Source organism: Emticicia soli (assembly GCF_037860775.1).
Lineage (GTDB): Bacteria > Bacteroidota > Bacteroidia > Cytophagales > Spirosomataceae > Emticicia > Emticicia soli.
In genome coordinates, this window is sequence record NZ_JBBEWC010000003.1 from 164,563 (window position 1) to 190,598 (window position 26,036).

General features: G+C 38.1%; 24 protein-coding genes and 1 pseudogene. 3 read left to right on the plus strand and 22 right to left on the minus strand.

Annotated elements, in window-relative coordinates:
- Window positions 1–223: 223 nt before the first annotated feature.
- On the minus strand, window positions 224–1,834 hold the full coding sequence (locus WAE64_RS04225; protein ID WP_340234940.1) for a CsgG/HfaB family protein: 1,611 nt from the start codon (window positions 1,832–1,834) through the stop codon (window positions 224–226).
- A gap of 387 nt (window positions 1,835–2,221) precedes the next feature.
- Here WAE64_RS04225 and WAE64_RS04230 point away from each other — a divergent pair, with 387 nt between their 5' ends.
- Window positions 2,222–3,460 (plus strand): hypothetical protein, encoded by a 1,239-nt coding sequence (locus tag WAE64_RS04230; protein ID WP_340234941.1) that lies wholly within the window; start codon window positions 2,222–2,224, stop codon window positions 3,458–3,460.
- Window positions 3,461–3,466: 6 nt separating this feature from the next.
- On the opposite strand, the gene WAE64_RS04235 is transcribed toward WAE64_RS04230, so the two are convergent.
- The gene (locus WAE64_RS04235) at window positions 3,467–4,060 is read right to left on the minus strand and encodes a hypothetical protein (RefSeq protein ID WP_340234942.1); all 594 of its coding nucleotides are present in this window, start codon (window positions 4,058–4,060) and stop codon (window positions 3,467–3,469) included.
- A 539-nt stretch (window positions 4,061–4,599) separates the two neighbouring features.
- On the opposite strand from WAE64_RS04235, the gene WAE64_RS04240 reads away from it, so the two are divergent.
- Window positions 4,600–5,259: an ATP-binding cassette domain-containing protein gene (locus WAE64_RS04240; RefSeq protein WP_340234943.1), complete on the plus strand. Its 660-nt coding sequence runs from the start codon at window positions 4,600–4,602 to the stop codon at window positions 5,257–5,259.
- Between the two features lie 16 nt (window positions 5,260–5,275).
- On the opposite strand, the gene WAE64_RS04245 is transcribed toward WAE64_RS04240, so the two are convergent.
- From WAE64_RS04245 to rseP, 5 genes are all read right to left on the minus strand, one after another.
- Window positions 5,276–5,965: an SAM-dependent methyltransferase gene (locus tag WAE64_RS04245; protein WP_340234945.1), complete on the minus strand. Its 690-nt coding sequence runs from the start codon at window positions 5,963–5,965 to the stop codon at window positions 5,276–5,278.
- 64 nt (window positions 5,966–6,029) lie between these two features.
- Window positions 6,030–7,304: a DUF5690 family protein gene (locus WAE64_RS04250; protein ID WP_340234947.1), complete on the minus strand. Its 1,275-nt coding sequence runs from the start codon at window positions 7,302–7,304 to the stop codon at window positions 6,030–6,032.
- A 230-nt stretch (window positions 7,305–7,534) separates the two neighbouring features.
- Window positions 7,535–8,434 (minus strand): 3-keto-disaccharide hydrolase, encoded by a 900-nt coding sequence (locus WAE64_RS04255; protein ID WP_340234951.1) that lies wholly within the window; start codon window positions 8,432–8,434, stop codon window positions 7,535–7,537.
- 57 nt (window positions 8,435–8,491) lie between these two features.
- The gene (locus tag WAE64_RS04260) at window positions 8,492–9,013 is read right to left on the minus strand and encodes a DUF6702 family protein (protein WP_340234952.1); all 522 of its coding nucleotides are present in this window, start codon (window positions 9,011–9,013) and stop codon (window positions 8,492–8,494) included.
- Between the two features lie 62 nt (window positions 9,014–9,075).
- Window positions 9,076–10,410 (minus strand): RIP metalloprotease RseP, encoded by a 1,335-nt coding sequence (rseP, locus tag WAE64_RS04265; protein ID WP_340234953.1) that lies wholly within the window; start codon window positions 10,408–10,410, stop codon window positions 9,076–9,078.
- A gap of 251 nt (window positions 10,411–10,661) precedes the next feature.
- Here rseP and WAE64_RS04270 point away from each other — a divergent pair, with 251 nt between their 5' ends.
- Complete coding sequence (locus WAE64_RS04270) at window positions 10,662–11,645, plus strand: YpdA family putative bacillithiol disulfide reductase (protein WP_340234954.1); 984 nt, start codon at window positions 10,662–10,664, stop codon at window positions 11,643–11,645.
- A 42-nt stretch (window positions 11,646–11,687) separates the two neighbouring features.
- Here the strand turns inward: WAE64_RS04270 and WAE64_RS04275 are convergent, their stop codons facing one another.
- From WAE64_RS04275 to ilvN, 15 genes and pseudogenes are all read right to left on the minus strand, one after another.
- Window positions 11,688–13,784, minus strand: a complete 2,097-nt coding sequence (locus tag WAE64_RS04275; protein WP_340234955.1) for a penicillin-binding transpeptidase domain-containing protein — start codon at window positions 13,782–13,784, stop codon at window positions 11,688–11,690.
- A 30-nt stretch (window positions 13,785–13,814) separates the two neighbouring features.
- Entirely contained in the window at window positions 13,815–14,207 is a 393-nt protein-coding gene (locus WAE64_RS04280; RefSeq protein ID WP_340234956.1) for an FtsL-like putative cell division protein, read from the minus strand.
- Between the two features lie 198 nt (window positions 14,208–14,405).
- Complete coding sequence (locus WAE64_RS04285; RefSeq protein WP_340234957.1) at window positions 14,406–15,221, minus strand: phytanoyl-CoA dioxygenase family protein; 816 nt, start codon at window positions 15,219–15,221, stop codon at window positions 14,406–14,408.
- 86 nt (window positions 15,222–15,307) lie between these two features.
- Window positions 15,308–16,285 carry a glycoside hydrolase family protein gene (locus tag WAE64_RS04290; RefSeq protein WP_340235286.1) on the minus strand — a complete coding sequence of 326 codons (978 nt, stop codon included), beginning with the start codon at window positions 16,283–16,285 and terminating at the stop codon, window positions 15,308–15,310.
- A 6-nt stretch (window positions 16,286–16,291) separates the two neighbouring features.
- Window positions 16,292–16,660, minus strand: a pseudogene (locus WAE64_RS04295) (endonuclease domain-containing protein); the annotation flags it as partial.
- A gap of 45 nt (window positions 16,661–16,705) precedes the next feature.
- Complete coding sequence (locus WAE64_RS04300) at window positions 16,706–17,593, minus strand: class I SAM-dependent methyltransferase (protein WP_340234958.1); 888 nt, start codon at window positions 17,591–17,593, stop codon at window positions 16,706–16,708.
- A 133-nt stretch (window positions 17,594–17,726) separates the two neighbouring features.
- The gene (locus tag WAE64_RS04305; RefSeq protein WP_340234959.1) at window positions 17,727–18,089 is read right to left on the minus strand and encodes a helix-turn-helix domain-containing protein; all 363 of its coding nucleotides are present in this window, start codon (window positions 18,087–18,089) and stop codon (window positions 17,727–17,729) included.
- 11 nt (window positions 18,090–18,100) lie between these two features.
- Window positions 18,101–18,400: a type II toxin-antitoxin system HigB family toxin gene (locus WAE64_RS04310; RefSeq protein WP_340234960.1), complete on the minus strand. Its 300-nt coding sequence runs from the start codon at window positions 18,398–18,400 to the stop codon at window positions 18,101–18,103.
- A gap of 85 nt (window positions 18,401–18,485) precedes the next feature.
- Entirely contained in the window at window positions 18,486–19,151 is a 666-nt protein-coding gene (locus WAE64_RS04315; RefSeq protein ID WP_340234961.1) for an acetyltransferase, read from the minus strand.
- Window positions 19,152–19,168: 17 nt separating this feature from the next.
- Window positions 19,169–19,867 carry a WbqC family protein gene (locus WAE64_RS04320; RefSeq protein WP_340234962.1) on the minus strand — a complete coding sequence of 233 codons (699 nt, stop codon included), beginning with the start codon at window positions 19,865–19,867 and terminating at the stop codon, window positions 19,169–19,171.
- Window positions 19,868–19,874: 7 nt separating this feature from the next.
- Entirely contained in the window at window positions 19,875–21,914 is a 2,040-nt protein-coding gene (locus WAE64_RS04325) for a hypothetical protein (protein ID WP_340234964.1), read from the minus strand.
- Between the two features lie 60 nt (window positions 21,915–21,974).
- Entirely contained in the window at window positions 21,975–23,201 is a 1,227-nt protein-coding gene (gene ilvA, locus WAE64_RS04330; protein ID WP_340235287.1) for a threonine ammonia-lyase, read from the minus strand.
- A gap of 375 nt (window positions 23,202–23,576) precedes the next feature.
- Window positions 23,577–24,620 carry a ketol-acid reductoisomerase gene (gene ilvC, locus WAE64_RS04335; protein ID WP_340234966.1) on the minus strand — a complete coding sequence of 348 codons (1,044 nt, stop codon included), beginning with the start codon at window positions 24,618–24,620 and terminating at the stop codon, window positions 23,577–23,579.
- Window positions 24,621–24,791: 171 nt separating this feature from the next.
- The gene (locus tag WAE64_RS04340; RefSeq protein ID WP_340234968.1) at window positions 24,792–25,187 is read right to left on the minus strand and encodes a GxxExxY protein; all 396 of its coding nucleotides are present in this window, start codon (window positions 25,185–25,187) and stop codon (window positions 24,792–24,794) included.
- Between the two features lie 170 nt (window positions 25,188–25,357).
- Window positions 25,358–25,897 (minus strand): acetolactate synthase small subunit, encoded by a 540-nt coding sequence (gene ilvN / locus WAE64_RS04345; RefSeq protein ID WP_340234970.1) that lies wholly within the window; start codon window positions 25,895–25,897, stop codon window positions 25,358–25,360.
- Between the last annotated feature and the right edge of the window lie 139 nt (window positions 25,898–26,036).

A 26,036-nucleotide genomic window follows, 5' to 3' on the forward strand; every position in this document is an offset into this window, starting at 1 on the left:
AACTTCTCTGCGTTGAAATACCCAGCCGACTCTCAGTATTTACTGTTAATAAAAGTTTAGCTCTGTTTCTGACATTCTACCAGAATGTAAAAGCCCCCTTTTTTATACTGATATAAAAGTGGTTTTGAAGCCTATCCTAATGCATAGTAGCCCTATAGTGCCGTAATAAGCCACACTTATTTTTGGATAGTACTCGGCAGATAGATTAAATATCTTTAGCCACTTATTTTATTTTGGCTTCAATTCTTTCTCCTTCCAGACCGGTAATCTCAACAGCTACTGTTTTGCAGGCAGAGAGAAGCTCTGCAATTTGGTCGGTCGATAATTTATGGCTTACTACTAAGCTCCCATTTGACCCAGAAAGTGTTTTCTTAATTTCGCCCACCTTGTTATTAGTCTTTAAATGGGTCATGAGTGATTGTAACTGAGTAAAGCTCACGTTTGAAATTTTTATTTCAGTGCCGCCTGCTGTTGCCTGTACGGGGCTTGACGAAGAACCTGTCTCAGCAAAAACAAGATTTCTGCTACACAATTGTTCAAAAAGGTAAGTTGCCATTTTATCACTAGCGTTTTGTAATGATTTTTTAGACGCAACCGATTCGGCAACATCAACAGCACCTGCCTGAGCAGTATGTGTAGCTAAAATAGTAGCATCGTCGGTAGTGAGAGCTCGTAACTCGACCCGACCTCTAAACGAGAAAAGGCCATCGTTATTTGCGGTTCGTTCGCTTAGGGCAGTTCCGGTTATAATTATATTAGCTCCCATTTTTAATCCTAATGAAGCCATTTTAGAAATGTCACTCCCCAAATCTGCGTTTTCTTTACGCATTTGGTCATATACCTTTGGATCAATTACTCTGAATCCGGCTTCAATAAAGCGTTTAATTAAAGCATTTTCAGACGTAGATTGTTCTATTACAACAGGCTTAGTTATTGCATTAGCATTAGCAGATTGTTGTTGGGGTTGTTCTGTGGCTACAGTTTGTTTATTTCTTGACGATCTCACTAGGTCTCTCAAAAGCCCTATGCTTTCTTTTCTTAATTCGTGCTCACGTTCAGCTTCGGTTTTCTGGCGTTCATATTGTTGATTGCTGATCGGGCCTCCTACGGTTTGGGCTTCGGTAAGCAATATCATTATTTTGGGGCCTCGTCCATTTTTTAAAGGCAAACAATTACTAGCATCAAATCTTTTAACAGGTACAGATACAGGAGCTATCATTTTATGTTTTTCAGTCACTAAAACATCAACAGCTTTTATGATGGCTTTCTCGATAGCATCTTGTAAGGCTTTGTTTTCGGTTGTGCCTGCTGTTTCAACACCAAAGAGTTTCAGACCTTTAAATCCTGACGAGGTGCCTTCCATATTTACAGACTTCGAAAATAAAATCTCACTATTTTGCGGATTCAATACTTTCAGTACAAAGCCAACTTTAGCTTTATTAGATCCTACCGAAACACCAGCAAATTTAGTTGTAGAGTTTCCTTCAGCAAATTCTGTTATTTCGGCTGTAACCGTAAGAGCAGCAGTTTCTATATCTCCGCCTTCGTCGGTTGCATCGCTCATATTACGATTCATTTCTATTACTCTGAAACAGCTTGTTTCCTGAAGAGCATTACTTAACATAGTTGCCAGCTCACCACCGAAACGCCCTTGTGCCTGAGGAACGGCAGTTGTGAATCGTGCAACTTTTAAAGTAACTCTGCTGGCAGGGTCTGCACCTTTGCATCTCTCACTAATACTCTCCATAGTTATGGTAGGTTGCTTATCTTTCTGAGAAAATGATTTTGTATTTAGCAGAAGCAGGGCCAGGCTAGAAAGTATAATTTTTTTCATGTAACATCTAGGGGGGATAAGGTATAAAAACGCTTTTTAGTTGTTAATGCGTCGTGTACATGAAAGGTTACAACTTGTGTGCAATATTTTTATGCTTCCAGCTACTGCCACGTATTTTAGGCTTATATTTACTGATTTACTTTGATTGTAAAAGACTTTAGTTTTTGAATGATAACCTTAACGGCTAAATCTGGCGTTTTTTAGAAATATCTATTCGATTTTGTTTACAGAATAACGTATACTTATAAGCATTTAACCATATAAGAATCAGCTATTTAGTTGTTAAAATGTAAAATTTTACGTTTATTCGCTACGGAATAAATTTTACTTCGACCTGAAGTAATAAAATATTATTTCAATACTTTTGAATAAGGGATTGCTGGTTTTATGAAAAATAAACAAACCGCTACACTCTTGTTTATTTTTATTGCCAATTTTTGCCTTGCTCAACGAAATTTCATCAAAGGGAAATTAATAACGGCAGATAAAGATACCCTGAGTGGCTACATTGATTATAAAGAATGGGTTAAAAGCCCCCTTGAGATTTATTTCAAAAGAGAAATGAGTCAACCCAGTTTTGTGTATAGCAGTACTGAGTTAAGTGGGTTTATCATAGACTTTAATCAGGAAACCTATACTTCTTTGAGCTTTTCTATTGAAAAACTACCCAGAAACGGTAGTAAGACTGTATTTCAGAGTTTAGGTGCGTACTTTAATCGGGGTAAAAGATTTATACAGAAAAACGCCTTTGTAAGAGTATTATCGGCAGGTAAAGCAATGCTCTATCATTTTGTAGATAAAGACTCAGAGGAACATTTTTTACTTAAGCATGGCAATATTTTAGAACCCTTGGTTTACCATATTATAGAAACCGGAAGCCAGACTGCCAAAATCAAACAATATCAACTGCAATTATCTGAAACACTTTCTGACGCCTGCAAAAAACTTCCTTTTCAGAATACTGATTACTACGCTAGAGACATGAAGAAGCTGATAGATAGCTACAATGATTGCTTCAAGATAATAGTTAAGCCCGAATATGCGCATACAAACAAAGGTAAATGGGAATATGGCGTTCTGGCCGGAGCGGGTTACTCACGAATCAAACATATTGTCTCTACTTCGGTTCCACCTAATTATATATATGTAAGAGGCAACGGTAATATTACCCCTGCCGGCGGAATATTTCTGAACTATGTGTTTGCCCGAAGCCGTGGCAAGTTTGCCATCCTGAACGAGTTACATACCTATGCGCTGAAAAGCACCGCCGCCGATATTGAAAGCCGTTTTAGATACGATATACGCTATATAGGGCTACAGAACCTGTTCAGATACACATTTTACTTAGGCAAGCCCTCTATCTATGCCCTTGCAGGTATAGCAAACGCAATTATTGTGAGCGATAGAAGCATGATTGAAAATGTAGACGGTGGCACATCAGAACTTATCTCGGCTTTTGATAGAAAAAGCGAACAAGGTATAATAGCCGGCCTTGGCTTACGAAACGATAGGCTTATGCTGGAAGGTAGAGCTTGCGTGGGCAATGGTTTTTCGGCAGATATACTAAGTATTGCGCCAACCAGCCGATACGAGCTATTGGTCAAATGGAATTTTGGAGCAAAGTAAACATCTTTACGCTATCAAACCCTCTGTAAAACTTTTCCATTGAATTCTGCTACCTCCTAAAATTCCGCCAAAAGCCACAAACGTATTTCTTATTTTATCTATCAGGCTCACATCCTCCAGATTCGGTTTTTCGTTTCTTCCGTGTACTTCGGCACTTATCTGATTACCCTCTCTTTTTATTACAAATGTACTTGTGGCGGCATCAGCAAAAAAATGAGCTGTTTCACCTTTGTGTTTCTCTGGGTTTGAGGAAGGTCTTACCCGTATGGAAATAAATTCCTCATGGATTTCCTCATCTTCGGCAATTTCTTCAATCTGTACCCAGTCGAATCCATCTCCCGAATGATTCATCGGCCCCGGAATATCAATTCTTATAAAATCACCAATGGCAGGCGTACGCTCTATTTGCTCTCCACGGCCATCAGCCAAAGCAAACTCTGCTTTCTCTTCACCGGCTATTTTATGCCAGTGATTTATAGCCAGAAGCCTTTTTCGAGCTACCTGAAACTGAGCCCTAGCCAATTTTTCGGTAGTAAAAAAGCGTTCTGTAATGGTATCATAGGCATTACCTTCTCGTTGTGCAGGAACAATAGTTTTCATGATTTATTTTGATTTATTATCTATAATCTTACAGCATAATCTTCTACCCTGAACAGTTAGATTCATTAAGCCAATACGTTTATTTAATCAATTAAAACTTTATGCCAGAAAACTCGACTTTGGATATTGTTAAAATATATTAAATCAATGCCTGTTTTTTTGATAATCAATTATTAAAAGAGACTTTTATAGAAGTAATGTTAAATATCAGTTTAGGGTAGAATATAAGCGTAACAGATTATGGTGAGAATAAAAACACAAGCACTTTGGATTTATTATAAGAGTATATGCCCTTTTACCTTGTTGGTAAGTTTTGGGCTTTTTTATACTTATCATCAATTTCATGATGGTAAATCCTTATTTATTTTTTCTAAGTTACTCACTTTGATTTTAACTGCTATCATGCTAAAGTTTTATCATAGAGTAGATGAATTTCCGTTTTATGAAAATTTGGGTATTAAACAAAATCGCCTTATTGTGCTTATGCTAGGTTTTGATTTTGCAATATTTATCATTATCCTAAACCTTCTCGATTTGCTATGACACAAAATATACTTGAGGCCGACAGCGTGTATCTTGAATATAATAACCGGGCTATTCTTTCGGATGTGTATGTGAAAGCAGAAACAGGCAAAGTAACAGGCTTTTTGGGTAGAAATGGCTGTGGTAAAAGTAGCTTAATGAAAGTTATTTTTGGTTCGTTGAAAGGTAATTTTCAGTCGGTCAGGCTTAATAAACAGTATCAACCATCTTTACTATTAGTTTCTGGGGCCATAAGATACTTACCTCAGAAAAGCTTTATTCCGAAACACCTTAGAATTGAACAGATATGCGAGCTTTTTCAGGTGCCGTTTATTAATATTGTTAATGAATTTCCGGTTTTTGAAAAGTATCAGCAACAAAAACTAGGTGCGCTGTCGGGTGGAGAGATTCGTTTGTTTGAGGCTGTGATTATACTCCTCTCAGATGTTAAATTTATTATTTTAGATGAGCCTTTCTCACATATTATGCCCCTGCATGTTGAAAAACTGAAAGAGATGATAAACAGAGAAAAGCACCAGAAAGGAATTATTATAACCGACCACCTGTACAAACATATTATGGATGTAAGCGATGATTTATACCTGATAAGAGACGGAAAAACCTTCAAAATAAATACCCACGACGACCTGATACGGCATGGGTATATATTAGAATAGTCTGATAGATAAAATGCTAAAACATTAAGAATATAGTAGGTTTTTTATGTAAATCCGGCTTTTGTTTTTTCCACTCCCGAATGGGTAAAGTTTTAATCAGTTCGTCTTCGGCTGTTATGTTGGCAGCAATGCAAAGCAAGGTTTCTATATGTACATTCTGCAATATATCTTCCAGCAATTGATTATTCCGGTAAGGTGTTTCCATAAAAATCTGTGTTTGACTCTTGCTTTTTGCGGCTTGTTCTAAGCTTTTAATTGCTTTTATTTTAGCCGCTTTTTCAATAGGCAAGTAGCCATGAAAAACAAAACTCTGTCCATTAAAGCCAGAGCCCATTAAAGCCAATAAAATAGAACTTGGGCCTACCAATGGCCTTACTTTATACCCAAGCTGGTGCGCAAAACCAATGGCTACTGCGCCGGGGTCGGCAATGCCCGGGCACCCGGCTTCGCTAATAATTCCGGCATCGCCCTTTAGTTTTTTTAGTTGTGCTAGTGTCTGTTCCTTCGGAGTATCCTTATTAAGTTCAAAGAAAGTCAGTTCATCAATTACTTTACCTATTTTTAAACTACTGATAAACCGACGTGCAGTACGCAGGTCTTCTACAAAGAAAACATTCAGGTTCTTTACCACTTCTATAATCTGAGGCGATAGTACATCATTCTGTGTATCAGGAGCTAGTATTGTTGGTATTAAAAAAATAGTCATATCAATATATCACGATACTGAAATCGTGCTAAAGTAAACGATTTAAATAAGATAAATAAAATTGCTAGGCTGTCTTGTGTCTATCATGATATACCTTGAGATTCCACATTGATAAAAGCATCAGAAGTATATAAATAACTGATATAGCGTAAGATAAATAAATGAAAAACTCAAGATAATTGATGCTTTTCTGGAAAAAGTTTTTGTATAATAACACTAATATACTTCCCAGATAAGCATAATAATCGGCAAAGGTAATCATAAATCCCACCGTTCCTACCTGTTTGAAAGCGGCAATCATCCGCTCAAAGTATAAACTATTGCACATAGCATAAGCCATATATAAGCCCAGACCCAGAAGTGTTAACCAACTAACTGGTGATAAAAGCCCTTGCTGGTATAATAGCGTGCTGATACCTATCAGAAACCCTCCTGCAAGCATGAGACACTCAATGATAAAAAATGCCTTGTAATTATTTTGCACCCAACGCATAGCTGCCATCATGAGTAAAACCACAATAGCAATCGGAATTTCGGTCTGTGTAAAAATAGCCGAGTTATTACCATGCCCCAAGGCTTTCCAAAGCTCAGGTGCAAAGTTATCTCGAAACTCCCGGAAAGTAGTAAGCAAAATATAAGAAACAACAAAAATGCTAAGGCTCAATGCAAATTGTTTGATAAAAGCCTTACGGTCTGCTTTCTGCATGGGCTTTCGCTCCGACCGATTCGCCTCATCAGCAGCACTTGGAGGTGGTATCTGCCCCATTAACCATGTACAAAAACTAAAGGGAATAAGCATAATAGCGCATGCTACAAATGGCATCCAGAATTCGCTTACTTCCAAACTTGTCATTACCCATTTACCGATACTCTTGGCAAACCCTGACCCCATAATAAAAGAAGCGGTAAGCACGGCTACCAATAAATCGGTTACTCGTCGGCCTTCCAGAAAACCCAGCATAATACCATAAACCATGCCTAAAGGCAGGCTTGCCAGAAAAATAAACGCCAGATTATAAGGTGCAGGTACCAGAGCAAAGAATAAATAACATACCCAAGAAAGCAGAATAATAAAAATCAGATTACGAGCCCGATTTGCGGGCTGCATTTCGGATACATACTTAATACCCAAACCCTTAGAAACAGCAAAACCTAATACTTGTGCCGTAATAATAAGGATTTTGTAGTGAATACCAAAATAGAAGAGGTCGTCGTAAGTAGCAGCAGTATATGCACGCCGAAACGGATAGAAACACAAATAAGTAAAAAAGGCAGCTAGCGAAGTAAATAGCGTAAAAGCTAAAGAATTAGTGGCCAGATAGGCTTTTAGTTTCTGCATAATGATTGAAGTGTAGGGCGTATCAATATGTTTCTGAGATAATAGCCAAGAAGCATATTGAGTTTTTCAATAGATGTATATTATTACAAATATGATGATTCTGCTGAAATTAACTACTAAATCAGTCTATTATTTATCGATGTAGCCTTGTTTACAGTAATATCTTTAAACAATAAATCGGTACCAAGAGTATTGAAACCGATTTATGCGCTAATTCTAAATATGTTTTACTATTTCTTATACTTGCATAAAGAATTATCTGCCTTCATGTAATATGATTTGAAATTAAGGGCCTTCGGATCCATGCAGCCTTGTAAGTTCAGTATCTCTACTTTTTTGAAATCTATCGGGTGGCTTTCGGCTTGTAGTGCTATATAACCCTCGGTTAGTGGCGTGCCATCTTTCTTTATCCACTCTTGCGCGGCATCATCATCTATATGTGCTTCTTTCCAGCTATGGTCTTTGCTCACAAAGCCTCCGCCAACTTGTGGTTTTTCGTAGGCAAATACTACTTTATTATCAATGATGTGTTGTATCAATGAATCGCCCAAAACAAGTGCTTCAATGGTTACCCATTGGTCGCCATCATAAGTTTTAGACCATGAGTCAATGCAATGTTGCGTGTTTAGCTTGCCATTGATATGTACTTGTGTGCCGGGCGTACAAAGATTAGCCGTGTGACGCTCTCCTTTACCCAAACCGCCTAACATTTGTAGTTCTAGAGAAACCGGAAAATCCTGCCCTTTTGATAAACTGGCAGCCGATTGTGAATGCAGCATTACACCGCTGTTTCGTACATTCCACGAAGCTCCGCCCTTGGTTTGATTACCTACAAAACGATATGTAAAACGAAGTTTATAATAAGAAAAAGGCTTGTTGTAATAAAGATGCCCGAATTTTTCGTTGAACTCTTCGTACTCGTCATAGGATATGCGAAGTATGCCATCTTCAACACGAAAGGTATTTTTATAGTTATCGTTTAGCTCTTGTCCGGCTATTTTAATATCCCAGCCCGTCAGGTCTTTGCCATTAAAAAGCTGTTGCCATTCTTCTTTCTTTGGATTGTTTTTTTGTGCCTGTGAAACGAAACAAAAGGCCATAAGCATAAGGCTCAAAAGTGGATTCTTCATAGTCTCTTAATATAGATAAGGTTGATTCCCTAAAGGTATTAAACTATGACCGAAAAATCAAAACTCAATGGCTGTACTCTTGACTTTAGAGTTAAAAAGAAAGGTTTTTTTTGTACCTGCATAGAAGAAATTAACCAGATTGGTTTGGTCGTCGAATAACTCCTGCATGATGTCGTTGTAGAGAATATGACCTTTTACTACCTGGCTTTCGGGTACTTCAACGTATACCCAAGTGGCATCGCCTTCTAGCTCTTTGCCCAGATAATTAAGCGTTTTTTTCTGTTTCTGAGGGGTGAGAATCGCAAAATGTTGTTGAATATACTTGCTCAATACGGCATCGCTGTTATCGTTTTTACCACCAACCATTATTTTTTGCCCATTATTAAGTTTAGTAAGAGCATTTTCTAAATCATCGGTAAAAAGACGGATAGTTATTTCGAGTGATTTGTCTTTGGCATTATATTGTATTTCGGTAAGCGAAGTATGAAAAGCATGCAAAGCCGCCGGCTTTTCTGCCTGTTGATGCTTCGATGGAGAAATGAAAAACGAAAGCAGAAGTATGAAGTGTAATAATTGCATTAGAACAAGCAATATAAAAAATCGGGATAGAATAAGTACTTATTCTATCCCGATAAAATTATTTATTTAAACAATGCCTTGAAAGTATCGTTGAATAATACCAATACCATAAGTGTCAATAAAATGAATGTACCTACTTGTTGGGTACGCTCCATGAATTTCTCTGATGGTTTACGGCGTGTAATCATTTCGTATAGTAAAACCAATACGTGGCCACCATCTAATGCCGGAATCGGAAGAGCATTCATAAATGCCAGACCCATAGACAACAGACCCGTTAAGCCCCAGAATCTTTCCCAGTCCCAATAGCCACCAAACCATTGCGCCAAACCTACAGGGCCGCTTACAGCATTACCTGCCGAAATATGACCTTTAAAAATACGGCCAAAACCTTTAATCTGATTAGGTATAACCGAAAGCGCTTCTTTAGCCCCAACACCGAAGGCTTCGCCGATGTTATATTTTTGTGTACTAGATTCTAATTCTGATTGCGCTCTGAAACCAAGTTTTGATTCGCTAGAAATAACGGGATACAATTTCACTTGTTGGCCGCCTCTTTCTACTAGCAATTCTACTTTTTTGTTCTTGAATTTATCAAGCTCAGTCTGGAACTGCTGAAAATAAGTAACAGGTATGCTATCAATTCTGATAATCTTATCACCATTTTTCAGCCCTGCTTTTTCAGCCGGCGAATCTTTAGTTACTTCACCGACATGGAAAGGCATAATTGGCTCAATGAACGGAACTTTAGAAGCTACTTTATCAATTAAATCATTCGGAACAGGTATCTGTTTGATTTCTCCGGCTCTTTCAACTGTAAACTCAGTGTTTTCTTGCATTAAAGCAGCACGAACATCGCTAAAATCAGCATAGTCGGCGTTGTTTACTTTTACAATTCTATCGCCGCTTTTCAGACCAATCTCTTGTGCTAATGGGTAAGCATAGATACCCGCTTTGTTTACTTCAGCTTTTGAATAATACTCATCGCCCCATACAAACTTCACACCCCAGAATATCAAAACACCCAAGATAATGTTTACAATGATACCGCCTAGCATTACAAACAGTCGTTGCCATGCTGGTTTCGAACGGAATTCGTCAGGTTGAGGTTCAGACGAAAGCTGCGAAGCATCTTTGGTTTCGTCAATCATACCCGCAATGTCTACATAGCCCCCTAGCGGAAACCAACCTAAACCATACTCGGTATCACCTTTTTTCTTTTTCCACAATGCAAAATTCAAAACATTAGGTAAAGGGAAAAGGAAATCGAAGAATATATAAAATTTATTTACCCGAATACCAAAAATACGAGCAAATATAAAGTGTCCAAACTCATGTAACCCGACCAAAATTGTTAAGGCAAGCAAAAGTTGCCCAATCATTGTTAATACTGCCATTAGAAAATTGAATAAATTTTAAAGATAATGTATAGGTTATTTAGCCATAAAATATCCTCCTTTGCAAACGCAAATGCTTGGGTGTTCGTTCCATTGTCATTAAATCGGCACCTAAGCCAGCATATCTATGCCACTATTAACGAAAATACATTCAAAATTAGCATACTTATTAATGAAAAGAACGTTTTTTAAATAAAACTTTGTTAATAAAGAGAGTATCTTATTTCAACACCCACAATGGAATTGCTTCAATGAATTCAATAAAGTACGATGTAATTATAATAGGCGGAGGTCCAATAGGGCTTGCGTGCGGTTTAGAAGCTCAGAAAGCGGGCTTAAATTATGTAATTTTAGAAAAGGGCTGCTTGGTTAATTCTTTATACAATTATCCGGCAAACATGACTTTTTTCAGTACTTCCGAACGACTAGAGATAGGAGAGGTACCTTTTGTATCAAACAATGCCAAGCCTACCCGTAGCGAAGCACTGGAATATTACCGAAGAGTGGCAGCACACAAGCACCTGAATGTAAAGCTTTTTGAAGAAGTATTGCAAGTAATGCCCAAAACAGATGAAGGCTATGAAGTAATCAGCAAAAAGAATACCTACGAAACCGACCATATTATTATAGCCTCGGGCTTTTATGATATTCCACAAAAATTGGGTGTGAAAGGGGAGGAGTTGCCTAAAGTAACGCACTATTATACAGAGCCTCATTTTTATGCTTTCCAGAAAGTGCTGGTAGTAGGAGCTAACAACTCGGCAGTAGATGCAGCTTTGGAAACCTGGCGAAAAGGGGCAGAGGTAACGATGGTTATCAGAGGCGGAGAAGTTGGAAGAAGAGTAAAGTATTGGGCTAAACCTGATATTGAGAACAGGATTAAAGAAGGTTCTATCAAGGCGTTTTTTAATTCAGTAATTACAGAGATAAGAGAAAACGAGGTAGACATACAAACACCTGAAGGTATTGTAACAATAGAAAACGACTGGGTTATTTCGATGACAGGCTACCAGCCTAATCTGGCATTCTTGAAGAAGATAGGGATTAATCTATCAGAAGATGAAATAATGAAACCGCAGTATGATGATGACACAATGGAGACAAATCTACCGAATGTGTATCTGGCAGGGGTGATTTGTGGAGGAATGGATACCCATAGTTTGTTTATTGAAAACTCACGGATACATGCCGAAAAGATTATACAGAAGATAATAAAAACCCCACAAACGGTCTGATTGTGGGGTTTTCTATTGCGATATACAGTTACTCTTGAATGCTTATTGGAGTGTCAAAGAAACTGTTTTCGACGACTCTACGGCAAAGTTAGCTACTTTACCTAAACCCGAATATTTTACTTTATACCCTTTGTTCTCTAATAAGTATATGGCATCACGTAGGGTCATGCCTTCTACATTAGGTACATCGGTTGTTTCATTTACTTTGCGCCACGCAATGCTATTGCCATTTTTAACTGCTTTGGCCCAGCCTGCATTGTTAGGCACGTTTTGCAAGCCTAATGCTTCGGCTACAGTCCGGAAATCTTCTGCATAACCACTTTGTTCGTGGGTTTCTATTTTCTGTATATTACTATTCTTGTTATTTGCAGGGTGAATGGCTACATCATAAGCAAAAACCTTATCGGCAATGGTACGAAACACCGGAGCCGCTACATCACGGGCATAAAGGTTAGCACCGTGTGGCTCGTCTATAATTACAGCACAACTATACTTAGGATTATCAGCCGGAAAAAAGCCTATAAACGCCGTATAATACTGGCCTCTTACATAACCATTCTCTCTTTTCTGTGACGTTCCGGTTTTACCCGCTACTTTGCAGAATCCTGTGTTGATGTTTCGGGCAGTACCATTCTCAACTACGCCTTTCATCATTTCGTGTGCCATTTTAATGGTACGGTCTGAGCAAATCTGTCCTTCCTCTTTGCGCCCTTCAAACTTTTCTATTACTCTGTCGGCTTCACGTATTTCTTTTACAATATAGGGTTGTACCCAATGACCATTGTTCGCAATAGCATTATAGAAAGTAAGCATTTGTAACGGTGTCAGGCGGCTCTCATAACCTATCGACATCCAAGGGATGGTGGTTGAGCTGAAAGTTGAGCTTTTATTGTCTTTAATAATAGGGTCTGTTTCACCTTTTAACTGAAAGCCAACAGGTTTGTCGAGTCTGAAGTTTTTCATATATGCCACAAAGTTATCAGCCTTAGTGAAACCAAAGTATTTTTTTACCAATGCATACACACCGATATTACATGAGTGCTCAAATACTTGTTTTACAGTCTGGTTGCCGTGTTCTTCCGAGCATTTCATTTCTATATTATTGTGCATGATAGTGCCGTTGCAGGTAGCAGCAAAATCATCTAAGCCTAACTTGCTTTTCTCTAACACAGCCACCATTGTAGCGAGCTTGAAAGTAGAGCCGGGGTCGGTTCCGCCCTTTACAGCATAGTTAAAATCTTCGGTGTAGTATACCTGGTCGTTTTTTGTTCTGCGTGATAGGTTTGTAATGGCTTTGATTTGCCCTGTGGCTACTTCCATCACTATGGCAGAACCATACTTGGCATTGGTGCTTACAACCTGATTACGTAAAGAACTCTCGACAATATCCTGAAAATTAACGTCGATGGTTGTTACTACATCTTGCCCTGATTCAGGTCGAACCTCTGGGGTATCTTCCAGTGGTTTCCATACTCCTCCGGCTAGACGTTGAAAGAAACCTACGCCGTCTCGTCCAGCCAGATAATTGTTAAAGCTAAATTCAATACCAAAATCACCTTTGGTTTGGGTATCACGGTCGAGCTTACCAATTGAGCGCAAAGCCATATCATCGAAAGGCATTACCCGACGATTCAATTGTTCAAACTTGCCGCCACCTTTCATTGGCCCTTCACGAAAGAAAGGGTAGCTCTTGATTTCTTCCATTTCCTGAAAGTCAACCAGACGATTACCAAAAGCAACAAATTTTACTTTGCCTCCTCTACGGGCATTCAGAATCAGTTCTTTGTATTGTGCCGCCGAACGGTCTTCAAAAAAATCGGCAATTAAATGCGCTAACGAATCGAGTTTTGTATCAAGGTATTTGGTTTTGGCTCTTGTTACATCTAAACCAACCCTGTATTGAGGCACCGATGTGGCCAGTAAACTACTACCATCGGTAGCATAAATGTTACCTCTTGTAGCTTTTATTTTCATAGGCTTGCGTTGAACTTTCTCAACCTTAGCCATCCATTTCTTTTTCTGGAATACCTGCACAACAAATATCTGGGCAACTATTAAGGTGCCTATCAGAAAAACTAGACCAAAAGTAAGTTTTGCTCGCCATTGAATTTCATCACGAATTGATGGTTTTGATGACATGACTTTAAAGTTTGACGGATTAATAGGGATTTACTCTTTTACAACTATTTTGTTCGGAGGCGTAATATTTTCTTCCAGACCTTTATCTGTTAGCTTTTTAGCTATTTCAGATTGCTTGCTGGCAAACATATAGCGTGATTTCTGTGAGATATACTCGGCACGTTTTTCTTCCATATCGGTACGAGATTTTTCAATTTTCTTGATGAAACCTTCGTAACTATGTTGAATGTAGATATAGAAAATGCAAAGAATACCTAACCACACAATACGTTTGAGGGTTTCGGTTGGAAGCGTATCACCTAAATTGAGGCGGCTGGTAAGCCATTGGTTGATGCGTTCGAAAAGACTGGCTTTGCTTGGGGCCTTAGCTTTGGCTTTGGGCATAGCAGGTGCAGAACGGTGGCGAAAAGTATTTGTTGCCATTCCGATAGAAGTTTATGAGTTTATTATAAAAGCACGATTGTAAAACAAATGTATGAATTATCTGCAAAATCTGTAAAATTTGCATCAATTTTTTTGTAAAATTTAATAGGGTGGAAGTGCCTAAAACAAAAAAAATCGCTCTTGTTAAAAGAACGATTTTTCTTATATATTCTTATGCTATCAGTGCATTAATTCATATCATGAGAATACAGCCTCCAAATGCTGTTTTTGCGGAAAATCAGGTGTTACTAAATCGGCCTCCGGCTTATAGATATAAGGCATCGGGAAACCTCTTTCCTGAAACGTCTGCTCGGCCATGTTGTTGTAACGAAGCTGAATAGACCAACGGATATTTTTGGTAACGTTTTCGCCTGAACGATGTACCAAAAACGCCGAGAAAACCAGTAAATCACCTACTTCAAACTCAGTTTGAACATAGCTGTCTTCTGAAAGGTCTTCTTGAATACTTCCTAAATAGCCCGATGTATCGGCTTTTAATAAGCCATCTTTGTGGCTGGCTGGTATAATTTGTAACGAGCCAAGGGCTTCGCCACAATCAACCATAGGAAACCACATAACAATGCTATCTAAAGAACCCTGGCCAGTGCGCCAGTCTTGATGCGCTCCCAATTTCCAGTGGCTACCACCTTTCGACAAATAGCGGCTATTGAACTGCATAGCAGGGCGCACACCAATTGCCGGGAAATCGTATCCTAAAGATTTCAATAAGTTAATAAGCTTCGGTTCTGTACCAAGTCTGTGTAGAGATATAAGATGCTGTGCTTGTTTACCTGTGCTTACGAAAGTATTGAAGTCGGCCTCGAATAGCTCAAACATAGCTGGCTCAAACTCATCTTTATTATTAATGTCTACACTTTTGCCCAACACTCTCTCAATCTGCAAAGCAAAAAGATTACGAGCCTCGGTATATATCTGGTTGATTTCTTCTTTATTAAAGAAGTTTTTCAGAATAATATAACCATCTTTATTGAATTGTTCTTTCTGTGTTACCATAGCTTATAATCTATTCAAAAATTAAATAATAGGGCAAATCTAAAACTGTAAATAGGTCATAAAAATGATATTTATCAGTAAAGCTTTTATTTCTCTAAAATAGCATAACCGAAGCCTGCTCTTCCGAACCCATTGCCATTATATAACAGATATTTTTTGTTATTATGTTCATAACAGTAAGCATAATCTATCATTTCATAATCAAAATCGTTCGGATTATCTGATTTATGAATGCCTACCAAATCGTCTTTACGTTCCCACTTGAAACCGTCTTTCGATTCGGCATAGCCTAAACGATAGCTTTGGTTACGGTCGGTGCGGTAATCTCTTGTGTGGCGATAAGAGTAATACATTTTGAAAATACCATCTTCAAAAAATACACTTGGTCGACCTACTGCGTGCAAGAAATCATCAAAAGGCAGAGCAACATCACCTGTCGGTGTCCATTTAATGCCATCTTCTGATACTGCTACACGGCAGTCGTAATAAGGCTCAGGATAACCATGAATGTATTCACATTTCTGGCCAGAGATATACCACATCATCCAGCGGCCATTTACATACATTACCGAAGGTTGCGCTGCCCAAAGAGGGTTATCAATTGAGCGATCCATGATAGGGCCACGGAACATTTTCTTGAAAGTAATACCGCCATCGGTGCTGACAGATAAGCCCATCGACAGACGGTAAGAGTTATGCGTACGATTCCAACCTGTGTAATACAACCAGATGTCGCCATTTGCTTGTGGTACAAACCACGATGGCATAGCACCGGTTTCATCGTATTCACCCGGACCACCTAAATCCAATACGAAAGTATCGTGGATATAGAGAATCTTGGTTGGGTCGTCATAATCAACATCAATAAATGTCGGACGAGACTGCCCGTAGTCGTCTCTTGATGAAAAATAAACTCTTAAGAAATCTTTATGTTTGTAGGCATACGGCACTTGTGCATGTGAGCGGCTATGTGCTAGTGTACCATCTGGTTTATAGATTACTCCTTTTTTTTGCCAAGACCCCCCCGCCCCTAAAGGGGAGCTTTTATCTTCAGTAGTTAACATTCGTTTTATCTGATTTAAGACCTCTTCAGTGGAATTGTTTAGGGTTTTGTTTGTAATTCTTATAACCCTAATGCCTACTGATTGGTAAAATTCGTCTTTTTCTTTGTCTATTAATTGTTGCTCATAACTGTTGTGGATACTGCCATCAATCTCAATTACAAGTTTGAGCGTATGGCAGTAAAAATCAGCTATGTAATTGCCAATAGGATGTTGTCTTTTAAACCTAATACCTAATTGACTTTTTGAAAGAAAATGCCACAGATGCTCTTCCATTGGTGTCGGATTCGCCCTAAGTTTCGCAGCTCTTTCAAATATAATATCCGCAGCCCCATAAAACATATTCTCTTTCATACAGACTATTTTTTGTGTGTACATCAATAGAATATTGTAGAAAATGTGTCTTAAGTTCCCCTTTAGGGGCTAGGGGTTCTTTTTCCTGTTTTTCTCTGCTCTCAGTTTCCAGTTATCTTTAAAATCTTTTCCAGGAATCTGTAGATTTACGTTTACTGTTGGTGCTTTTTTGGTTTTCTTAAAATCTAATACATAATAACCGTTACCGAAAATCCATTGTAGCTTTACATCTTTTACATTTTTAGGCAAGTCTTGCAAAGGTACTTGGTCGGCAAACATTGGGTTGGCGTCCATCAATATCTGGTAAGTTTTTTGGTCTCTTAGCCATGCACCTACGCTTTCGTCGCCTACTACTACACGGCCACCTACTTTTACTACACGGTTAAACTCTTCAAAAGCCTTAGCTCTTTCTGAGAATGTATTGATACCACCAAAATGGAAAACCGCATCGAAATAATTGTCTTCAAATGGTAAATAAGCGCCATTACCAATGAAATAATCTATTTGCACATCTTTTTTATCGGCAAATTTTTCTTTGGCATGACCAAGCATCGCTGGCGATAAATCAGATAACACCGCATGACCACCCGGAGTAACTTTTTCAATAATATAAGCCGAATCTTTTCCTGTACCTGCGCCTACTTCCAGCACCTTCATGCCCGGCTTTAGTTTCAATAAACCAATCATGGCTTTGCGTGTAGCTGCCTCGTTGGCATGTAAAGACTCAAATACCCAAGAAACTCCACGGTCGTAGCGTAGGTGAGCATCGTTATAAGCTACTTGCTCCTTACGGTCTTGCTCGAAAAGTTCTTTCGGGTAAACTAAATCTACAATGTTATTTATATCGTAAGAGATGGGTTCTTCTTGTGAGCTGTTGTGAAGCGTTTTGCCATCGGCCGACAGAACAAGTTTAGTTCTGGTTTTTGGGCAAATAAGTTGGTCAAAAAATTGAGTCATTATTTGATATATATCTATGTTAAAGCGTCAAAGTTCAAGATTTTTGCTGAAAAAACCATAGGAAAAAAGCTATATTCTAATACGAATGATTAGTTTTCTTTAATGATTTTGAAGCGTAAGAAGAAAGAGTCCTCTATATTGCCAAAAGGCTATCGGCAGAAATTCCTAAATCATGATATAGGTTTTTTATCATTCTGAGGGTAAGAGGTCTTTTTTTGCTTAGAACTTCCGATACACGTTCTTTGCTGCCAAAGTATTTTACTAGGTCTTTTTGGTGTAATCCTTCCTCTTCCATTTTATATTTGATAGCTTCAATAGGGTCAAGTGGGGCTATTGAGTAATGCTTCTTCTCATAATCTTCTACCAGAATAGAAAGAACCTCTAGTAAGTCAGCCTCTTTGCTATTTTCAGGGCAATCCCAGAGTTTTCGGATATTATCCATTGCAGCAGTGTATTGTTCTTCTGTTTTGATAGGAGCAATAGTGATATTTTCCATATATAAAATCATTAAAATTCGATGGTTTTTGCATCAATCTTATCATATTCTGTATGAGTTCCGATAAACTTTATCCAACATATCTGTTTATCGTATCGAAATGCTACAACCATTCTATATTTGTTTCTTGCAATGTTAAATATGATACGAGAATTACCAACAAAATCAGCACCTTTATAATCAGAAACGACTTCTTGCGGTGTTTTATAACTAGCTTTTGACATTTTTTTTATCCACTCCTGAATACTAGCCTGTGAGTCAGGATATTTGTCGATAAATTCTTTTAATGTTTTAATCGCAATGATTCTCATATCAATATATTAACAAAACAAAAATACAAAAAGTTACCATTTAGGTAACTTTTATGCATGAATCTATTTTTAATATTCTTAGTGCTTACAAATTAATATCCTTACTAGAAACCTCTGCTTTTACGGCAGGGTTGCCTTTCCAGATGCTCCAAGGTTCGGTTTTGGTTTTGGTAAGGTTGGCGCCCATAGCAATCAGTGTGCCTTCGCCCAGTGTACAGCCATCACGAATGGTAGCATTTACACCAAAAAATGAATACTCACCTACTACACAACGACCAGATAATACCACATGAGACGTAAAATACACATGGTCTTTTATTTCGCCGTGGTGACCAATGTGGTTACCGCTCCACAACACTACATTGTTGCCGATTTTTACAAAAGGTTGAATGGTGTTATCTTCCAGAATAAAACAGTTTTCGCCAATCTGGTCGGTTAAAACTGTGGCTTTTGAGCTGATGTAAGAAATACACTCATAACCCAGTTTTTTTATTTCGCCATATACTTTTGCACGAATCTGGTTCATTTTACGCTCGCTTAGTGGCGCAAAAAACTTATATTCTGATGGAGGGAAAAGCTCAGGAACATCTTCAAACGCCACGAGTTGTATACCACAGAAAGATGTTTCGCCTTCTTTTATGTATGCTCTGTTTTTTGTGAATGCTACAATTTCGTGCTCTGAGTCATTTGTGAGATAATAATGGGCTAATTCTGCCACTAATTCGGTGCCGAAAACTACTACTTTTGCCATTGTGAAGCTATTTGTTTTTAAACCAACTCGAATTCTTTTAAATATTCATGGATTGCTTCAATTGAGCAAAACATCATTAGGTCAATTATTGAAAGCCAGGGTACAAATTCATTGTTGAATTGCTTGTACTGAATTGGCTTCGATTTGATAAAATTAAGCAAGATTTTGTTATCGGCAAAAAGTTGTTTGTCATAGATAGCCATCCCGCCGATTGGGTTAATATAATGATTGGCTTGCTCTTGTAGGCAAATATCTAAAATGCGCTCTTGTGCTTTCAGATGCTGGTTGTTGTACACAACCGAACTATCAACAAATTCGGTATCAATACCCAGATACTGACACGTAGATTTAAGACTTGTTGTACAAAGCTCAGCTATGTTTGCAGGGTTTGATTCAAAAACCTGTGTCAGCACGCCAAGTGTTTCGTTATAGAACGGTGCTTTTTTGTACGACTGCTCAATAGTCTTAAGAAATTTTTTGCTCCATGCTGCTAAGTTATCAACTTCAATGTCTCTTATAAGGCGATTCTGGCTTGCACTAATTAGCGAAAGCGTAAAAAGTGAAGCCTTGCCGTTTATCAGAATGTTGTTCCGGTTAATCCAGCCTTTGTTGATATAAGCTACGTCGTCATACACTATAAACTTATCAACGGCTTTTATTAGTTGAAAGTAGCCCACGTATGGGAAAATGTATGGCTGCATAATGCCGATTGTCATAGCCTATTTATTTATTGTTTTCAGTTTGAGGATTCAATTTGCGTAAAAAGAAAGCACTTTCTTCTACCGGAGTATCTTTGTGTTCATCGCCTTTACCTAAGGCAATATCTCCTTCTTGGTAAGGTAGAACTCCTTTAGAATAGAACAAGTATTGTGCTTCGGCCGGAATAGGTTTTACTCTACTACGGAACGGGTGAATCGGAATAAGTTTGCGTTTAAATTCTTTTCCCCAAAGCGGATACTCAAAATCTTCATGCTCTTGTTGAGTTCCTAGGGCTACAATGGCGTCTTTAGGTACTATTTCGTCGAAAGTCTTATAGGCTTCATAAATATCAGGGCGGGAAACCGTAAGTTGCTCCATTCGTGACATATTGAAGATATTTCTTTCGCTGAATACAGGATGGTTGCGTGTAAACAAAATAGTGCATACTGCCGAAACACCTATTAATACGCAGCAGATTAGCTGCCAGTATTGCCAAATTTTCTTTTTTTCGGATAATACATAAAAAGACGCCAGCAGAGGCATACACCAAACTGCCATATTCAGAAAATACCTAGCCTTGATAGGGTCGTAGGGGGCTGAGTAGCTCAACGACAAGAAATGTAAAACGGCCGCCGCTACAAGCACCAACATACTTTTATTAGTAACGCTGCTTGTACGGTAATTACGGGCAAAATGATAGCAAAGTAATAAAATGACCGGAAGCACCATACCAAAACTAATGATACCCCAGTAAGGCCGCTCTGCATAAAAACGAATCGGGTGGTCGAAAGAGAAGTAAGAAACTACTGTATATCTATCGCCTTCCAGATTTAAAGTTCTGAAAATCTTGTTGGGAATATAACGGAAGGCATTATTGATTTTTCTGCCCACTTCTGTGCTTCGGATACCGTCGAGATTTAAGAAATCAGAAGAGAAACGGCCGATATTCAGAGCCGTATTCTTGATTTTGTCTTTAGTTGTATAATCTTCAACGCCATGCCATTTCATTACTATTGGTGGCGCTGAGAGGTTTCCTAACCTGAATTTACCTACTTCTTGTATATTACCAATGTAGCCCGTAGGCAATACATATACAGCAACGCTAATCATGAAGCTGATTAAGAAGATATTGATATTGCGGTAAAATTCTTTTTTGAGTAGAACTGTGTATATAGCAACGGCAAAAGCAGCCGGAGCAATCAACATAAATGTAATCTTGTGGCCAATCCAGACGCCTGCTATGAGGCTTATCAGAATAAGATTCAGCGGTATTGGCCTTTGCTTGAATGAAAACAGGAAATAGGTCAGAATACCCAGATAAGCGCTTAACACAATATCTGTTTCGGTAGTAGTTGCCTGTACTAAAGCCGTTGGAAGCAAAAGGGTAACAAGCCCAACAAATATTGAAGCCGTAAAATTTTTAGAAATCTTATAAGCTATGGCGTAGCTCGATAAAGCAAATATCCAATATGAAAGATAGTGAATAAACTTAAAGCCATTTTCGCCAAATAGATGATAAAAGAACATCTGTAGCGTAGGCAATGAGTTCGGATAAAAATCAATCGTCCAGGTAGTGCCTTGCATACGGTTCATGTTACCATTTTGCAGATAATAAGCACATTTTACTAGGTGTCCTGTCATACTGTCCCACTCGTTAGGGAAAGTAATAAACGATATGATAAGGTTTATTGCGGCAGTAATAACTACTGCTATGAGCAATACGGCAAATGATAATTTATTAATAATTGATGCTTGCCTCCAGCTATTAATAAGCTCGGTTTTTAGCTTACCGGCATCAGCCAATAGACTGAAATGGTAATTATTAGCGATTTGTCGGAAAAGAATATAGAATAAAATCGCTATCAGATTGATAGAGATACCCCAGGCAATAGGTTGACCAATCAGGTTGAATTTAGATAACAGAAAACCCGTTGGAATAATACACGAAACTAAACCAAGAAACAGTTTGAGGCCGTAATCGCTCAAGCTTTCAGAAATGTAGGCTGCATTCCGATGGATTTGCCAGATGAAGAAAATAAAAAGTAGCAGAAATATCCAATACATTCAAATAATAAGGGCTTCTTGAACTACAAAGGTAAGACGGAATAGTGTTCCGTCCTACACTCATATCAAAAACTCAAATAAATCAGGTTTATTATTGATGTATTCAAACTGTATATTATGTTCTTCCATGCGTTGAATCAAAGGCTTATAATCTGATTTATGCTTTAATTCAATACCTACCAGAGCAGGTCCACGTTCACGAGAGGTTTTTTTGTTATATTCAAAAAATACAATATCATCAGTTGGCCCTAATACATCATTCAGAAACTCTTTAAATGCACCCGCACGCTGCGGAAAACGGATAATGAAGTAGTGTTTGAGTTCTTCATATAATAAAGAGCGTTCTTTTATTTCTTCAGTACGGGTAATGTCATTATTGCCACCACCTATAATACAAACTACGTTTTTGCCCTTTATTTCGTCTTTCAGAAAATCTAAAGCTGCAACCGATAACGCCCCTGCAGGCTCGGCAACAATGGCTTCTTCATTATAAAGCTGAAGAATAGTAGAGCACACTTTACCTTCGGGTATCAGAATGATTTCGTGATTGAGGTTTTGCTTACACACTTCAAAAGTTATGTCTCCTGCACGTTTTACAGCGGCGCCATCAACAAATTTATTGATTTCCTCAAGGGTTACGACTTTGTCAGCTTCCAGAGATTTTTTCATGGTTGGTGAACCAAGCGGCTCAACCGCAACCAGTTTAGTGCGTGGCGAAAGTTGTTTAAAAACCGTAGATACACCAGAAGCCAAACCACCACCACCGATAGCAAAAATGAGATAATCTATTTTAAAATTAGAGTCTTTAAATATTTCGAGCCCCACAGTGCCTTGTCCTTCTATTACCTGTAAATCATCAAACGGGTGTATAAAAGTAGCCTTTTGTTCTTCGCAGAAGGTTTTGGCAGCAAAGTAGGCATCGTCATAAGTGTCGCCCACTAATTCAATTTTTACGAACTCTTTACCAAACATACCCACTTGCTTTATTTTCTGAGCAGGGGTGGTAGTAGGCATAAAAATAGTGCCTGTTACCCCCAGTTTTTTGCAGGCATAAGCAAGCCCTTGAGCATGGTTACCTGCACTGGCGCAAACTACTCCTTTAGAAAGTTGTTCTTTGGTAAGACTCGCCATTTTGTTATAAGCACCTCTGATTTTATAAGAGCGCACTACCTGCAAATCTTCACGTTTGAGGTAAATATCGGCTCCGTAACGCTCTGAAAGGTTAAGATTATGCATTAATGGCGTATGCGTAGCTACATCTTCAAGCCTTTCGGCAGCTACATACATATTGTCTATATCCGGAAAAGTGAATTGTTTTTCTGGCACGGTTTTGTTGATGCTGGTTATAGGTTAAATGTGGTTTTAACCCGAAGTGTGATTTTACTAAGCTATCTGGTAAGGAAAATAACCCGATAGAATTTTTATCAAATGTAATAAAAAATAAAATGAGTAGGTAAAAAATACCTACTCAATCAAATGTTGAAGTTGTTTAGAATTTTAATTTCAGTTTAAAAATAGTGGTATTTTGAGCGAGACAAATCAAATGATGAAAGCATAGCAGAGCTATGATTGCAATTATTTGATGTAGACGTAGCCAAAATAACGCATTTTTAAACGAAAGAAATAATCCTAAACAACTTCTTACTCTATAAGAAATGAGAATTAGTTTCTCTCAGGTCTTAAGCTACGTACAGTAGCACCAGCTTGCCACATTTCAGAATCACGCAATTCTGCCAATTCGATTTCCAGTTTCTCACGGTAATCTTCTTGAGAGTTACGCTCGATAGACTGCGCAGCTTCTTTTTGTGTTTTTACGCTGTTATATAATTTCTTGAACACCGGTTTAGTTGCATCATGGAATGGTTTCCACCAGTCTAAAGCACCACGTTGCGCAGTAGTAGAACAGTTTGCGTACATCCAGTCCATACCGTTTTCTGCTACTAATGGCATCAACGATTGTGTTAATTCTTCTACTGTTTCGTTGAAAGCTTCTGATGGAGAGTGGCCGTTTTCACGCAATACTTCGTATTGAGCGGCAAAAATACCTTGAATAGCACCCATCAAAGTACCTCTTTCACCTGTAAGGTCAGAAGTTACTTCACGGTAGAAATCAGTTTCGAACAAGTAACCTGAACCTACACCAATACCCATAGCAATAGCTGTTTCACGAGCATGGCCAGAAGCATCTTGGTAAACTGCAAAGCTAGAGTTCAAACCTTTACCTTCTACGAACAAACGACGAAGAGATGTACCAGAACCTTTAGGAGCAACCAATACTACGTCAACGCTCTTAGGAGGTTTAATACCAGTCTTTTTGCTATAAGTAATGCCGAAACCGTGCGAGAAATACAAAGTTTTGCCTTTTTTAAGGTATTGTTTAACGGTTGGCCATAATTGAATTTGAGCTGCATCAGACAAAAGGAAACAGATAATAGTACCTTTTTTCAATGCATCTTCAATGTTGAAAAGCGTTTTGCCCGGTACCCAACCATCGGCTACTGCTTTGTCATAAGTTTTGCCAGGGCGTTGTCCAACAATTACGTTGAATCCGTTGTCACGCATGTTCATTGCCTGACCAGGACCTTGTACGCCGTAGCCAATCACAGCGATGGTTTGGTTACTCAAAAACTCTCTTGCTTTTTCAAGAGGGTACTCCTCGCGGGTTACTACTTCTTCTTCAACACCGCCAAAATTTAACTTTGCCATTTTTATTGTTTTGTTTTGTGTTATTACTATTGTCTGAACTTTGATTTACCTGATTTTTATGATTACACTGATTTTCATTTGGACTTAGAAATTGCTAAATGTTTTTATGATTTATAATTTCAAATAACCTATACTTTATCAATAAAATCATTTAATCGGGTAAACCATATTTCAAGATGATTTATATTTCGAATTTATTAATCGCTTAAATTCTAAACTCTCACTACCAAAATTTATTAGCAAACCTACCTCAAGATTATATGCTTCCAGATAATTAATGGCTTGCGCAAAATGCACATTTTCTAACTTTATGATAGCTTTTAGTTCAACACTTACTTTATCTTCTACTAGAAAATCTACCCTTCTTGTACCAATACACTCATTTTTATAAAATATTGGCATTTCGTGTTCTCTACTAAAGAAAACTTTATTCCTGCTAAACTCAACCTCTAAAGCTCTTTGATATATTACTTCCTGAAATCCATTTCCTAAAATTTTATGAACTTCAATTGCGCAACCAATGATTTTTGAGGTAATCGATGAATGCTTATATTTTTCGTTAATCATTTTGTCTGAACAGCATTTGACCTGATTTGATGATTACATTATGTATATACCACTATTCAAATCCAAAATAGAAACAATTCACTAAATCAATCTAAAACTCATTCAATTAAAAATCAGTTTTTCAGCGAAATCATTTAATCAGGTAAATCACAGTTCAAGACGAGACTGATTTACAAATAATACTCCCATTCAGTGATTTCTTCTGGTAAGTACTCTATTAAACCTTTAGGGGTTTTACCTACGGCTACTCTTCCAGAACGAACGAACTCTATGATACCGTGAGGTTTGATGTATCGGAAAAAGTCGAAAATCTCTCTTTCAGTACCTGTTTTTTCTATTACTACGTAGTCGAGCCCCCAGTAAACTACCCAAGCTTTGTGTACTTTATTGATGTTTTCGACATCGATAACCTTGCCATCAATAGGTGTTGAAATTTTGAATAGGGCGATTTCGTTGTACACGATGTCTTCGTTAAGATAGCCGAAAACAGCTAGTACTTCGACAATCTTACGAATCTGGCGTACTAGTTTTTCTACCTCTTCACGCTTGTCGTGTTTAATGACAATCGTAAAACGAGAGATACCCTTTCTTTCTGTTTCTGATACCGTCAAAGACTCGATATTGATTCTTCGGCGGGTAAAAATTATTGTGATTTTGTTGAGTAATCCGATGCTATTTTCGGTAAATACGCAAATAGTGTATGTTGTCATTGGTAAATCGAATCGAGATTTTTGAATTAGTGATTAAGGTTTATTGAGTGATTGAGCAGGCCGCCGCTGCGGTGGTTGAGTGATTGAGTGATAATCACTCAACTTCACAATAAAACTTTTGATTCAGTATTTTTTAATC